Here is a 13,985-nt window from a genome sequence, read left to right as displayed (position 1 = left end):
TTAGGGCTTGGGCTTATGAGTAGACGACCACCCAAACGCTTGACGTAACCGTTGTGAGGGATTGAACTTAAACACCCAGCAATCTCGCCCTGTTCTGACATAGAAAGTGCCGAAGTTCCGTAGAGCAACACTGTCCCCAAGTTTTAGAGATTCATAAATTTCTTCAAGGGTGGCATCAATAATTTCTTCAACTGCTCCAGTAGGTTTACTCAAACGTTGGGAAACGCGGCGTACCAGTTCCTTTTTATCAACAGACATCTTAGGCGGATTGATACTAACTTTTCTTGGCTTCATATAAACTTCGCACCCTAACTATTATTTAACCCCAAAGGCATTTATAAGGTATTTAGAAGGATTTCTTAAAAAAGGCAAATATAAGGTAAACCAATGGCATGGAAATGGCATAGCAATGGCAGATGTAAGGATTTACTGCTGCCTCAAATTAAATTTTTGAAAAATTTGGTCATTTTGCCAAAAATAAGGTTTCGCAATGGCATTTTAATGGCATTTATAAGGTAAATCAAAGGTAAATCTAAGGATGTGTACCCCAAAAGCCTCATAAGCGACCCTGATTTATCCGCCCATTTTTCCTGACCCAAACTCTCGCACAGTACGCAAAAAAGTTTTGACGGCGATGTTGCAAGCGTACTTCAAAGAATTGCTCAATCGAGTAACTGCTTGAGCAAGTAAATCTGTAATTCCAACTGTGAGACACAGGAAATCACAGCAGTCCTTAAAGTGTTTTTGTCAGCACCCTGACTCTTGAGAACAAAAGGCCACCAGCACATCCTTAAAGTGTTGAGAACAATTTTAGTCAGACCTCTGCCCGACATAGTACGCTCACGCTCTCGTAAAAATTGCAGTAGCTGACCATCGCTACTGTCATGACTACGCTTAATCGAAAGCACTTCCAGATTAGGTTGCTCCATATTCTGTATTCCTACCAAATTAAAGTAGATTATTAGTAAGCCATTGTTTTAATTAATACTAAAAATTTTCCGATGTCAAAATCCCCCGTAAACACCCCGTAATCACCCCTTTAATATACCAAACGACTGTCAAACCACAGTCAAAAGACAGTCAAATCTCCCCTACCCTACGACTGTCAAACGACTGTCATTTTCCCCTCTAAAGGGTGAGTTGAGGGGATTTTTGCACCAGGGATTGTGAAGGATTTCTACCCCAAAAGTGGATTTAGGGCTGGGGTATAATGTATACCATACTCACTATGGTTTCACGCCCTGCGGGTGGCTGCGCCATCCCTCGCTGCGCTCATGACACGAAACCGTCGTTCGCCCTACGGGGTTTTTGAGTAGTACAAAGTGCTGCATTTGTAGTATAAATCCTCTATGTCGCCCCTGACGATTCTCAGGATTGAGAAACTCAAAACATTTGGTAATGTGGCTGGAAGTGATGACCATGTGTTAAGGAACAGAGAAACACCCAACGCAGATCCAACTAAAGAGAATGTCCGGTTGATTGGGGAAGAAGACTCACGCTCTTTAGAGGAGATAGTCAAAGAGAAAATCTCTGCGCTCAAGCATCGCCCTCGAAAGGATGCGGTGTTATGCACCGAAATGTTTCTCTCGGCATCGCCTGAATATTTCCGCCCCTTAAATCCATCTGTTTCTGGGCAATGGTCTGATTCACTGATGCAACAATGGGCGATCGCATCTCGTGATTGGCTAGCTCAAAACTATGGGTCAAAGTGCGTCAGGGCAGAACTGCACCTGGATGAAAGTACCCCACATATCCACGCCTACATCGTGCCAGTCAACGAGAAAACCGGGAGAATCAGTCATGACGCGATGTTTGGCGGCAGAGGTGGACAGGGAAGAATCAAGTTATCCAAGCTCCAAGACAGTTATGCTGCTGCACTCGCTCCTTTGGGCATTGAACGGGGGGTTAAGGGCAGTAAGGCAACCCACACTAAAGTAAAAGAGTATTACCAAGCGGTTAATAGTGAACCACTCACCGCAGTCCTGGGGAATAACCAATTAGCACCAACGCCATTTGAATCAGCTAGTAGTTATGTAGCCAGGATTCAGTCAGATGACCAGTTCCAAGCAATTAACCACCAATTGGCTGACCGTAAGTTTATGCAACAGCGATTAGAACGGGCAGAACAACGGGCGAGGGCTAGCGAGAAGGAGCGGCAGCAACTAGAAAAACGGGTACGCGAGCTTGAGTTAAAGACTCAACTTCTGCGCGACTTGCCCCTGGAGGATGTTGCCTGGGAGTTGGGGCTAAATCATGATCATGAAAGGTGGAAAGGCCACGGACACATCATTAATATAGATGGGTCGAAGTTTTATGACTTTGCACCCGAACACTCCAAAGGCGGTGGCGGTGCGATTGATTTGGTGATGCACGTTAACAACTGCAATTTCCGGCTGGCTCTTGTCTGGTTGCATGAGCGATTTGGGGAAGCTGGGGCAGAACGGGCGGCTCTAGCTCACGCTCGTCAAGTGACTACTGAGATTATCCAGTCAGAACCTCGTCCCCAGTTCCAGCTAAGAGTTGAGGATGAAGCCAATTGGCCAGGAGTAGAACATTACCTTACCCAGAAACGGGGCTTACCCCAAGATTTTGTGCAACTTCTACACAGCACTGGACTGGTTTATGCTGATGACCAACAAAACGCTGTGTTTGTGATGCGGAATCTAGACGGACAACCAAGCGGTGCATTCCTGCGCGGGACACGCTCCGAGAACAACAGTTTTAAGGGTTATGAGAAAGGGACTAAGCGGCGTAAAGGTTGGTTTTACTTCCACTTGGGTGGACAGCCTACTGATGCAGTCGAGAAATTGGTGCTTTTGAAGTCGCCCATTGATGCCATCTCCTTTGCCATGCTGGAGTATCAGGTTCAAGGTGCGCCAACGACTAGAACGCTCTTTCTGGCAGTAGATAACCCCAACAGCTTACCAGTGGAGCAATTGCGGAACATTCCTCTTGTACAAGTGGCATTTGACACAGACAATGCTGGCGATGCAGATGCACGGGCTGTATTGGAACTACTGCCACAGTCCAAAAGGCTAAAGCCCAAAGCCAAAGATTGGAATCAGCAGCTTCTTGATTATCAAAAGCAGTTATTTCAACAGCCAAACCAAAGCGAGAATATGACTCTCTAGCTAACAGTCTCTATCACTGCTGTTCAAAGATGAATAATATTGAGGCTGGGGAGTTGGTCTTTGGGTGGATAGGTTCGATTAACTTGAGTAATCGGTAATTGCGCCGATGAAATTCCTCAATCCATGATGAAACTGTTCTAAAGTACCAAGGAGCCGGATGAAATTCTTCGTCTCCTATTCCAAGCCAGCTAGTCTCGCGCCATCCATTCTCGTATGGCAATTCACCACAAGCAATGTGAGGGTGCAGTGTTTGAATAATTATTTTCCCATTCGGCTCTAACAGGCTTTGACCCGCCTGGGCTATCTCAAATACGGTGTTTTCTCCTAGAACAGAAAAGTTACAGATGAAGCAGTCAAACTGTTTTATGCTGCCAAAGCTCTGTAAGGGCAAATCACGGTAGGAACTGACAACAAAGCGCTCATCCCCATTGCCGAGTGCTGTTTCCACCATTTGGGCAATAGCATCTACTCCCCAGCCATCAAACCCACGCTCCCATAGTTCCCGACACAACCAACCTTCACCACACCCTATATCTAAGAATGTTTGTGGTTTTAGTTCAACTACGGCTTTTACTATAGCGTTGTCTGTAACTAGAACACGGCTATCTAGAAGCTTTTGCTGAACTACGCGCGTCCACCTTTCGGCATTTATTGCCCATGATTTGAGGATTTGTTGTTCATTCGTGTCCATAATTCCACTAGAAACGCCTAATTTTCACCTATCTTTGTGCTGTTTCCTTAGCCTTAAGTTTGGTTATGGGCTTTGAGCGCGTTGATTCTTGAACGTTCTTCTAGTGTTAATAAATTCCAAACAGCCGATTTCAACTCAACAGTCCATTTTTCTGTCAGCGTGGCAATCATCTCCCAAGACTGATCCGCAATACACCTTCTAATCAATTCCACATTGCTGAGTAGTTCCTCCTCACTGGTTAATCTCAAGGTGGAACAGGGGGTGGAACGGGAGGTGGAACAGGTTTCTATTGCTTGTGGTGACTGGGTTTTAAGCTCGCCTACAGGTTGTTCCACCCCCTGTCCCTCTAAACTTTTTTGATTTTTTTCTAACGCTGTTGTTTCTTGTGCGGTTATTTCTGGCACTGTCGTTTGGGGCGGTATCCCTTGAGCAGTTTCATTACTGCTATCAAAATTTGGCAAAGTTTGGAGGGAATTTGTGGAACAGGTGGAACACTCTGGCTGTAAGTCTGGTTTAATCAGGGTTTGAGGCTGTTCCACCTCCTGTTCCACCCCCCGTTCCACCCCCCGTTCCACCTCTTGTTCCACCTCTGGTTGGGGTCGAATCCAGGGACGAATTAACCGACCGTTTACCCGTTTGCGATCGCCTCTTGTCCACCCGTGAGAACGTAAGATAGCGGCGACTCGGTTTTGTTCGGCTTTAGTTTGTTTGGCTAACTCAATTTTGAGAACATCGCTGAGGATTTCTCCCACAGATACTTCCTTGTGTAACTCAGCCCAAGCCATCACCGCCGATTCCCATGTGTCGGTGCTTTGGTATTGTTTATTGGCTGCGTCTAACCATTCATCTTCAGTGTCAGTCAGTCGCCATTGTTCACCATTACGGTAGGCAGCTACAGCCGTTGCCCAAATTAAATCCCGTTCTTGCTTGAGTAGGTCAATGGGTATTTTCTTGAATAAGACCTTAATTACCCAAAAGCGACGTTCCCCAGTGGGGTCATAGAGAAATTCATCTAAATTGGTAGTTCCTACTAGGATTGATGGACGGGGGAAATCTTCAATATCAGTACCATAAGGGCGACGCATTGAGTCTTTCTTTCTCGACAGAAACGCTTTGAGTTGGGAGACATCCTTTTTCTTGTAGGCGTTCTCAAACTCAGCATATTCTAAAATCCAATACTGGCTAATTTTTAAAATCTCGTCTTTCTCTGTGCCGTTGAGGTCATCGGTGAAAAATTCCTCCCCAGCTAAGACTTCCCAGAATGTGGATTTGAGGGATTTCTGCTTACCTTGGAGGATGGTAATTTCATCGTGTTTACACCCCGGCTCAAATGCCCTAGCTACAGCTGCAATTAAAGTCCGTTTCATTAGTGCAGCGTGTAAGGGGTCTTTAGTACCGAAGTAACGTTCGGCTAATTTATCCAAGAAATTGACATCTACGTTGGGGTAACGCTGGGCTACTGATTCTAAATACTCAACTACTGGATTGTATGGGTTGGCTAGAGCTAGTTCTAAGACAATGCCTTTAGCTTGTTCCTTGCTGATATCGATATGAACATGAATTGCCACTTTTAAATCAATCCGGTCAAGTGGTAGTCTTTGCCCGTCTAACTCAACTTGCTTTTTGAGGATATTCCAGCGTAGGCGACCTCCCCAGACGGCACGAATAGCATTCAATTTTTGCTCCAGTTTACTTTCGGTGGGCCTATCCCGTTGGGCTTCCAGGGACAGGGTTTTATTGAGCGCATCAACGACGACTCGTCTATCCTCGATGGCTTGTAGGATGTCTTCGGCTGTTGCCCCATCTTGTACCCAGTCTTTAATATCTAATCCGCCATGTTTGGGTAAGTGTGTCCAGTAAAAATCATTGGGTGGGGCATACAACCACTTGGCATCTGGGAAGTCTTCATTAATATCTTCCATGTGCTTTAGCCCTGGTTCGTCACGGTCGGGACAAAGAACTAGGTTAGCACCAACTAAAGAATCTTGGTAGTTACCATAAGCGCGATACTTACCAGCACCGCCGATTGTGGTGGTGGCAGGTATGTCCATTGCCCAGAGAATATCGGCTATTTCCTCACCTTCGACCATAAATATAGGTCTACCAGCAGCGATCGCCTCTTGGACTTCGGCATAACGATAAATGGTGATTTGTTGCTGGTAGGAACGTTTTAATTCTGCTGTCAAGTCTTTGGCTCTATGCCAATGTGTACCTTGCCAATATTCCTGAAAGACATCCTTATCTTTGGTCTTCCCTGGACGAATAACAGTTACTTTGATTAAGGGATTACCTGCTGTGTCGGTGTAAATATATTCTTTCTTGCCTTGGGGACGGGGCGATTTTTTGGCTGTGGCTGGTGCGTAGTATGGTTTGCCGTTGCGGTCAGTTTTAGATGTCCTCTCCCACCCAGTAGCGGGTTCGGCATCTCGATTGCAGACTGTTAGTTCACCGATGGAGTAGCACCAGTCCGGTTTAGAGCAGTGGGGGCAAGGGTTAGTTTTGGTAACTTCTACTGGTTTGGAGGCGATCGCCCCTGGCATAACGGAGCAGTCAACGGTCTCGTTTCCTTTGAACAGGGCTACCATTGTGAAATCCTTTTGAGGTAAATGGTGTGGGCTTTACCTCCCCTGAAGATTCACCAAGGTTTTAATCAAATTTCTCTATAACCCGTTGCTACTGTTCATCGGAACTGATAGCATTAAGTTATAAAGAAATTTGAATATTTTCAACGAGGGGTGTCTTCTCAGACTATTAAACAACTTGCGTCAACAAGTTGAGTCTTGGGGAGGCATTCTTTTCTTATGTATATCGAAGGACAAAATACTTAGAAAAGATGGACTAAGGGTATAGTCCTCTTTCATAATAATTGATCTGAAAAAAAATAAATAGTAAATTGTCACTTTCAAAAAGAAAATAATCTATTTATTCTCCTCAATCCCATACAATAAAGGCTTTTTAAAAATTTTTTCTAATAGTATAAACATAGATTTAATACCACTAATAATCTTATTAATGGTAGTGGTATTAAATATAATTTTGCTTATTTAGCAGACATTTTGAAGATTGGGGTTGTATCAATTTTAATGAATTAGCCGTAGACGAATTCTAAATATTGATAATTATGTACTATTTTGAGGGTGGAGGCGTTAGCTTTTACCCCTTCTGTTTTTGTTGCTGCTCTTGCACCCATTTCTCTATTAATTCTCCCGTAACCTGTTCCATCGTCACCTCTAGGTCAGTACAGAGTTTTTTGAATTCCTTGTGTAACTTCTTATCGATCTTTGTTCTTAAGTACTGTTTCTCAGTCTCCATAAAGTTTATATCGGTTTACCGGATAAATCCATCAGATAACTAATACTTTATCTTACGTATGAATCTATAACTTATTAGTATACTAATCCATTAATCCGTTAACGGATTAAACCATAAAAGGTGTTATTGTATAGATGTGAGCGCAAGACGGACGATAAAAGGCGTAAAAAACCACATTGATATGTTGCTAGGAAGATTGTCAGCCTTTAGATAAACGTAAACGCTTGTAAATAAAGTAATTTTTTCAAAAATCAGGATAAGTGCGAAAGCTGTAACCAAAATAACTACCCTCAAAGGTTAGCAACAGCCACATCTATATATATGCAGTGTGGCTGCTACTAGCTTCATAGGAGAAAGCAAGTGTACAACATTTACTTTGCAGATATTGGCAACTTCACCAGTATTACTGCCCTCAAAGGTGAAAAGCCCCGCGTGATGCGCTCAGTTTTTCAAGACGTAACCTACACCAGTGCCAGGGACTACGACACCGATGATTCACCCAGCGTCAAATTAGACAACAAAGTATTAGTCTTGGGCGAACGTGCCACCAAGCAGAAGAACCCGCAAACCGCCGCCGAGCGAGGCAAGCAGTTACCAGAATTTGTTAAACCTTTCACTCTGGCAGGCTTGCGGCAAGATTTTGAAGGTACTGTCCGGTTTTTAGTGCCAGAGCGTAATCATTGGGATGAAGACACAATTCGTCAAACATTGATTGCCGACCATCAAATCACAGTTAATGGCAGAACCTATAAACACCGGATCAAAAATGTTGAGTTTTACCTAGAAACCGATGTGGCTGTGGTCAACGGTTACAAAAAAGGTTTTCTCAACCTTGAAGGCGATACACTCGGCATCGACATCGGCGGCGGCACTACTAACTATGTTGTGATGACCTCGAATGGTGAAGTGCTGACCCGTCGCTCAATCCCGAAGGTGGGCGGTGTCTCCCTGGCTAACGACATCATCAACTCTGACCTAATGCAGAGTTACGCCAAGCGCGATAATGTTGCGTTCAAAGTGGCCAAGATGATGGATGCAATTGCTGACGGTTCCCTCACATACGGGCGGAAGTATGACTTTTCCTCAGTCTTCCCTGGCTTGTTAGAAAACTGGTTCAACGGGTTGATGGACGGCATTACCACAGCAGCAAATGATTATCTGGCTGATGTCACCAACATCATGCTGATTGGTGGATGTGCCAATTTAGTACGTCATAAATTGAGTGCCAAACCAGGGTTTTATATTCCAGTTGACCCTCATTTGTCCAACATTCAAGCATTGTTAGCTATGTAAAAAAATGCAAGTACGTTTAGCGGCACTCGTAGCTGCAAAAGTAGAGGGAATCAGAATTGCACTCAACTATTCAAAGCTGAGTGATACCGTAAATCTGCTGTTAGATGGAATCAAACATAAATGGGATTTAAAACTCTCTGATTTGTCACAAATTGAGACAAGTGAAACAAGAGTGAGACTAGATAAACGCCATTTAGATTGGTTGTCACAATATGGTTCACAAAGAGGAATAAACATAGCCTCTGCCACAAATTTATTAATTTCTGAATACTTGGCAGGAAATGTAAACCGTTTTCAAACACCTGTTTCTAAACCTGTTCTTCAACAGCCACAAATTCAGACAGAAATCACAACAATTGAACAAACACAAACAATAGATAAGCCGAAAGGTCAAACATTGATGAGGAGTCTTAAATTATGAGTCAAACGCGTGTAGTCCTGGACGAAAAGCACCTACCCAAAGCCAAAGAAATCATTGAACAAACAGGAATCAACACTTACTCTCAGTTATTTACCATCCTGTTGGTTAACTACGGTGACACCCTTGTTAAGTCTTTAAGAGGTAGTAATGAATAACCTAAATAGGGTCTACGATTCAACCCTACTAACCAATTCCAAGGTGTACCAAATCGATAGAACATTGTACCAATACCTGTACAAAACAGGCACAATCCAGCATCAAAAGTACCACTTTCGCCCTCTAGCTGGACAACGAAAGAAAGCTGATTTATTGCTCAATTACAAAGCTTTAACTACTCGTTGTTATGAAGTGGCAGGGATGAGTACCAATGCTTCAGTTATCAGCCAAGAATCACTGCAATTATCAATATTTTGAGGTGAATCATGAACACTCAACCGCTACCAGAATTGATTGCACAAGCCCAACAATTGCTCAACCAAATTCGGCAGCATCCACAGTATCAAAGGTTGAATTTTGATTGCGATGTAACCATCGGTGATGTCAGCCTATTTTTCAATACTCTGCAATGGGAGGCTACAGCTTCAACTGTGGATGTTTCCAGAGAAGGCTTTTTTCAGTGATGGGAGAGCGATCTCGCTTGACTGGACACCGAGCGACCGCCCCGAATGGCATCTACGCATCATAGACACAAAAGGATTGTAAATCATGACGAAACCCATCGGGTACTACTGCGCTCTCACGCCTGGAGATGGAACCTATCTAGACTGGTTGCAAGATACTTATGGTTCTTGTCTTGAAGGTATTAATCGCATTGAAAAACTGCATTTTTTGAAAGCAATAACTGACAATTTAATCGCTGCTGAAATTGCTACCCAAGGACAATATTTACTAGAAGAATCGGCTGATACTATCCAAAAACTTCAAGAGGATTTGTATCAATACACTCCCATAGGCGACCACTTGGGACTAGCAGAAGCAATCATCAATCAACTTAAGACTCAACAATGAAGTATCAAAAACAAGCCATGCTGGGGCTATTGGGATTGGGTTTGATTGCTTCACCTCTGTTCATTAAATTGCCTCAGCAGTTCTACACTTTTTCTGCTGTGTCGGACTTGGAAGCAAGAGAATCTGTTGAACGTTCACGCATCCAACAACGCAAATTAACCAGCGACAAATTGAATGAAACTGGTATTTTACCGACCAGTTTAAAACTGAGAATCAGAGGCTATCTAGACAACCCAAAACGTAACCCAAGACCTGACACCAGCTATTACCAAGAAGATGAACAAGTTTATGTTTATGACTCTTCTGGTCGCTGTATAGGACAGATTTCTGAACGGCGTTGGCTTTGGAAGTATCACTACAAAAATGTCTGCAATTTATCCCCACCAATGGAGCAGAGTAAATCATGAAAAGTGCAGAATATAAGCCGCCAAATGATTCAAACTCGACAGCAGCAACTTCCCCAAAAACTAACAACAAAAAAATCACTAACTACGCAGAAATCTTAGCCGGGTGGATTGTTGATATCATTGCCCTGCCCGTGACCTTCATTACTCATATCGTCGCCCAGTTTGTTACCCCTGGCTCATCTGGCACAAAAATACTCGGTGCAATGGGTTTCTTTCTTGGCATACTTCTGAGTGCTGATGGAATTTGGCAGACACTCTTTCAAGGAATCCCGATGTTCGCGTGGTTTGAAAAAACTTGGATTGGTTGGTTTGGCTGGCTAAAGCTGCCATTTAATCTGTTTTTCTGGCTGGCATTGGGAATTTCGGCTTTAGTTCAGGTAATGGAAGCCCGGAGTTTACGGGGTAAACGCCCAGACCAAGCTCGAAGCGAGTTTGAGGAATCCAAACAGTACACCCTCAGCAGCAAGCCGACTGCAAACATTGACCTGACTACCGCACTGTGGCGGGATTATAAGGTTGCAGGTATGAAAGAACGCCATGCAGGTGGAGCAATTGCACTGTTTTTCTGGCTATTCGACTTAACCACAACTTTTGTAGGTCGCAATCCCTTCGCCTACACCGACCCTGGCCAAATCTTGGGATGTTTAGCTTATAACTTCACCACGATGATGGCTGGAGAGATAGGTTACACGATTTGGCGATTAACTAAATAAGTAAGCAATTCATAGCCCTCTACCTGCAAGGGTGGAGGGTTTTTAATTGGAGAATAACTATGGAATTTTCACCCGATATTCATCAACCAATACCACAGCTGGCCACAAAAGAAACTGCTTCATTACGGGCTGACTATCCCTGCATTGAACACCTGGAAGCGGGTAACATCGCCCCTTGGCTAGTAGAAAGGCTGGATCAATTGTTAGTTCGTGCCAAAACTGAAAGGGCAGGAATGAACTTAGCCAAATGCGTTACTTTAGCAACGGCATCAATCGGGGCTGTTTGTTATGCCACCTCCCCACTAGCCCCCATCGGCGCGTTAGTTGCAGGACTGGGCTACGCTTGGTCAGTGGTGCAAGACATGACCGATTCTCACCAGTTCGCGCCCATTCCCTTTGTGCGTGGTAACTTCCTCGAATTTCTCTCAGCAATGGGTGACAGCGAAGCAAGAGCCGAATGGTTCGCTGGCTCAAATGAAATTGTGGATTTAATGAACCACCTTACACCCTTAGAACGTAGTGAGTTTGTGATGCTGCGGCAGTACACCAACACCCTCACCGATTTTCTCACGGGTGTAGAAGCTGGTAAGCGGTTCTATGCTTACAGGTGGCTGTTGGACAACTTCACTACTTACAGAGGCGCGTTTCCTACTGTTGAGCAGTTGGGTAAACATCTGGCACAGGTAGCCCCTGACCCTAGAATTAACCATGCACAAGTGACTCTAATTCAGCAACAATCCCAACAGCCACAACCACAGCTACCTTCACCAAAATTTACTGAACTGCCACAACCGCAGTTAGTACAGTTGCCCAGTCCACCGCAGTCTCCCACTGCTGCACCAGCCAATGCACAGACAATAGCACCAGACATTCAATCGCTCTTGTCACTGCCACTACACCACAGGGCGATCGCAATTATCGAGGCACTAACCAACAGTGGTTTTGATATCGCCAAGTGCATTCGTGACCAAATCACCGTGATTGCTGGTAATCAGCGAGGTGGTAAGGGTACGTTGATGGCGATTTTAGCCATCCTTAGTAAAGCACTTGAGCCAAATACAAAAATTCACTATTTCACCGCCGGGAGTGACATCTACCCGTTTGCCTGCCATCGCTTATTGTGCAGACTTAGTTATCCCCAATTGGAAGGTGCAAAGGCTGATGCTCTTGTGGCAGGTGATTTGTACCAATACCTCAGAGAAATGGACAACGCAAACCAAAATAGTTACACAGATATTATTTTGGTGATTGATGAAGCGGTCGCGTTGTCTGACTACCTCAGCGATGAGCAGAAGCAATGGATCATTCGCTTCCTGTTCACTCGCGCCAGCAAGAAGGGCGCTCAGATTTTCGTGGTGTTGCATGGTAAGAACCTGACTTCTTGGGTGGGGACGAAAAACACCGCAGGCTTTGGCGATACTTTCAAAAGTGGCGCTACTTTTATTGGCTGTGAGGCGACTAGTAAAAAGCTGTCGCCGCTTAAGTCAATCTCTCTGGCAACTGGGCGGTACTTCCTGGCAGACCCTGACAGTTTTGATAAGCCGATTGCTCACGGTGAAATTGGTATCATTCCAGAATGGTTAAAAACTGAGGTTAATCCTCATTCTGGACAACCAGATCCGGCGCGGACACTGCTTAAATATTTCCCTGAATTAAGAAGTGATTCCCCGGCTTTGGCTGATTCTGTACCACCCCAAGAAAAGCCACAGGATGAGTTTTTAAATCAGGCGAGAGCGTGGATTAATGACAATTGGATAATATCAGATGCACCACCGCCAACTCTGCACCCAAACCCAAGCGATACCGACCGATACCAGCCGACTGATAAGGCTTCTGAGGTTTTAGAATCATCTGGTATCGATACTGAAAACGATACCGGAATCGGTGATACTATCCCAGAAACGGGCGATTTTAATACTCTTGCTGACGATACTGGAATCGATACTGACCGTCGCTATACTCCTGCTTTCCTGACTTCTGAACAACTGACTGGCATCGTAAAACAGATGGCTGATAAGAAGATGTCGCAGACTCAAATTATTCAATCCCTCTGGGGAGTAGAGAAAAACGGTAAGGGTTGGAAGCAGGCTTATACCGAATATAAAGAACTGTTCCCATGAGTTATGTCGAACAGTTAATAACTAATACCCCTACTAAAGCTAGGGGTTTCTTGCTTTCGCCCCCGGATTAAGAGGCTGTTTCGATTTTTAAACAGAGACGCAGTTTGCCACATTTAACACTGTTAAGTAGCAGCATTGCATTTTTAGGTAAAAAATTACATAATTATTGAACTGGCTTTTACATGATTTTACGAAGCTTTCAAATCACATTACTTCGGTAGGTCATCGGTTACTCTGTGGAAAAATATAATATTCCACAAATATGACACCCCTTTCAAACCTGCATGGTCGTGTATTAGAGTACCTGATAACAGAAGTAATAATTAGGACGCATCCAGGAGTAAACCTAACAGTTAGAGCTAACAATGCTCAACTTAGAGATGCCAGCAAGTTAACAGACTTAAAACCACCACTCTTAAATGAACTGACAAGTGCGGCTGATGCACTGCTGCTACTCTGGCTTAATCCTCAGTTTCAGTTATCCCAGCAACCATCAATCACAGTAGATCGATTACCAGATCAAAATCAAAATGACGTTACTGACATTCGCCTAACTTCAAAAGCATGGACAGTTAATCTGTCACTCAAACACAACCATACCGCACTCAGACACCAACGCCCTGGCACAACTCCAGTTCACTGCGGTTACGCTAAAAATGATCCACAGATGCAGCAGTTTAGACAACAATACCAAGCAACCACACAAGAGTTTATGCAATATATCGGGCAGGCAAAGCTTTTTGCAGAATTACCTCCTGCTTTGATTGAACAGCATTTATATACTCCCGCTTGCGGGGGGACAAAATGGTCTAGAATGCTTATCTTACAAAGAGTGTAGCAATTTGTGGTAAAAGAAAAAGAGCATTTATTCGCAATAAGCTCTATTTAA

At 44.1% G+C, this 13,985-nt stretch carries 15 protein-coding genes; 11 read left to right on the top strand and 4 right to left on the bottom strand.

The window, feature by feature from the left end; all coding sequences use genetic code 11:
• The gene (locus H6G76_RS26040; protein ID WP_242056521.1) at positions 1–294 is read right to left on the bottom strand and encodes an HU family DNA-binding protein; all 294 of its coding nucleotides are present in this window, start codon (positions 292–294) and stop codon (positions 1–3) included.
• 368 nt (positions 295–662) lie between these two features.
• Positions 663–929 carry a hypothetical protein gene (locus H6G76_RS26035; protein WP_017655439.1) on the bottom strand — a complete coding sequence of 89 codons (267 nt, stop codon included), beginning with the start codon at positions 927–929 and terminating at the stop codon, positions 663–665.
• 420 nt (positions 930–1,349) lie between these two features.
• Here H6G76_RS26035 and mobV point away from each other — a divergent pair, with 420 nt between their 5' ends.
• A complete protein-coding gene (gene mobV / locus H6G76_RS26030; RefSeq protein WP_190707639.1) occupies positions 1,350–3,131 on the top strand; it encodes a MobV family relaxase in 1,782 nt (593 codons plus the stop codon).
• A 13-nt stretch (positions 3,132–3,144) separates the two neighbouring features.
• Here mobV and H6G76_RS26025 read toward each other — a convergent pair whose 3' ends face one another.
• Both H6G76_RS26025 and H6G76_RS26020 read right to left on the bottom strand, forming a co-directional pair.
• Complete coding sequence (locus tag H6G76_RS26025) at positions 3,145–3,822, bottom strand: bifunctional 2-polyprenyl-6-hydroxyphenol methylase/3-demethylubiquinol 3-O-methyltransferase UbiG (RefSeq protein ID WP_190707636.1); 678 nt, start codon at positions 3,820–3,822, stop codon at positions 3,145–3,147.
• 53 nt (positions 3,823–3,875) lie between these two features.
• On the bottom strand, positions 3,876–6,407 hold the full coding sequence (locus tag H6G76_RS26020) for a VapE domain-containing protein (RefSeq protein WP_242056520.1): 2,532 nt from the start codon (positions 6,405–6,407) through the stop codon (positions 3,876–3,878).
• A gap of 1,087 nt (positions 6,408–7,494) precedes the next feature.
• Here H6G76_RS26020 and H6G76_RS26015 point away from each other — a divergent pair.
• The 10 genes from H6G76_RS26015 (at position 7,495) to H6G76_RS25970 (ending at position 13,934) form a co-directional block, all read left to right on the top strand.
• Positions 7,495–8,427 carry a plasmid segregation protein ParM domain-containing protein gene (locus H6G76_RS26015; protein ID WP_190707633.1) on the top strand — a complete coding sequence of 311 codons (933 nt, stop codon included), beginning with the start codon at positions 7,495–7,497 and terminating at the stop codon, positions 8,425–8,427.
• A 4-nt stretch (positions 8,428–8,431) separates the two neighbouring features.
• Entirely contained in the window at positions 8,432–8,848 is a 417-nt protein-coding gene (locus H6G76_RS26010; RefSeq protein ID WP_190707632.1) for a hypothetical protein, read from the top strand.
• Entirely contained in the window at positions 8,845–9,003 is a 159-nt protein-coding gene (locus tag H6G76_RS26005; RefSeq protein ID WP_190707628.1) for a hypothetical protein, read from the top strand. Before H6G76_RS26010 ends, H6G76_RS26005 begins: the two co-directional genes overlap by 4 nt.
• On the top strand, positions 8,996–9,262 hold the full coding sequence (locus H6G76_RS26000) for a hypothetical protein (protein WP_190707625.1): 267 nt from the start codon (positions 8,996–8,998) through the stop codon (positions 9,260–9,262). The genes H6G76_RS26005 and H6G76_RS26000 overlap by 8 nt, the downstream gene beginning before the upstream one ends.
• Before the next feature lie 8 nt (positions 9,263–9,270).
• Entirely contained in the window at positions 9,271–9,468 is a 198-nt protein-coding gene (locus tag H6G76_RS25995; RefSeq protein ID WP_190707622.1) for a hypothetical protein, read from the top strand.
• A gap of 85 nt (positions 9,469–9,553) precedes the next feature.
• Positions 9,554–9,856 carry a hypothetical protein gene (locus H6G76_RS25990; protein ID WP_190707619.1) on the top strand — a complete coding sequence of 101 codons (303 nt, stop codon included), beginning with the start codon at positions 9,554–9,556 and terminating at the stop codon, positions 9,854–9,856.
• On the top strand, positions 9,853–10,263 hold the full coding sequence (locus H6G76_RS25985) for a hypothetical protein (RefSeq protein ID WP_190707616.1): 411 nt from the start codon (positions 9,853–9,855) through the stop codon (positions 10,261–10,263). The genes H6G76_RS25990 and H6G76_RS25985 overlap by 4 nt, the downstream gene beginning before the upstream one ends.
• Complete coding sequence (locus H6G76_RS25980; protein ID WP_190707613.1) at positions 10,260–10,976, top strand: hypothetical protein; 717 nt, start codon at positions 10,260–10,262, stop codon at positions 10,974–10,976. The genes H6G76_RS25985 and H6G76_RS25980 overlap by 4 nt, the downstream gene beginning before the upstream one ends.
• Positions 10,977–11,035: 59 nt before the next feature.
• A complete protein-coding gene (locus H6G76_RS25975) occupies positions 11,036–13,096 on the top strand; it encodes a hypothetical protein (RefSeq protein WP_190707610.1) in 2,061 nt (686 codons plus the stop codon).
• Positions 13,097–13,358: 262 nt separating this feature from the next.
• Positions 13,359–13,934 (top strand): HaeIII family restriction endonuclease, encoded by a 576-nt coding sequence (locus H6G76_RS25970; RefSeq protein ID WP_190707607.1) that lies wholly within the window; start codon positions 13,359–13,361, stop codon positions 13,932–13,934.
• The last annotated feature ends 51 nt before the right edge of the window (positions 13,935–13,985 follow it).

The sequence above is a fragment of the Nostoc sp. FACHB-152 genome (genome assembly GCF_014697475.1).
Taxonomy (GTDB): Bacteria; Cyanobacteriota; Cyanobacteriia; order Cyanobacteriales; family Nostocaceae; genus Nostoc_B.
The sequence above is the reverse complement of the archived record's forward strand: the minus strand, read 5'-3'. Positions and strand labels throughout refer to the sequence as shown.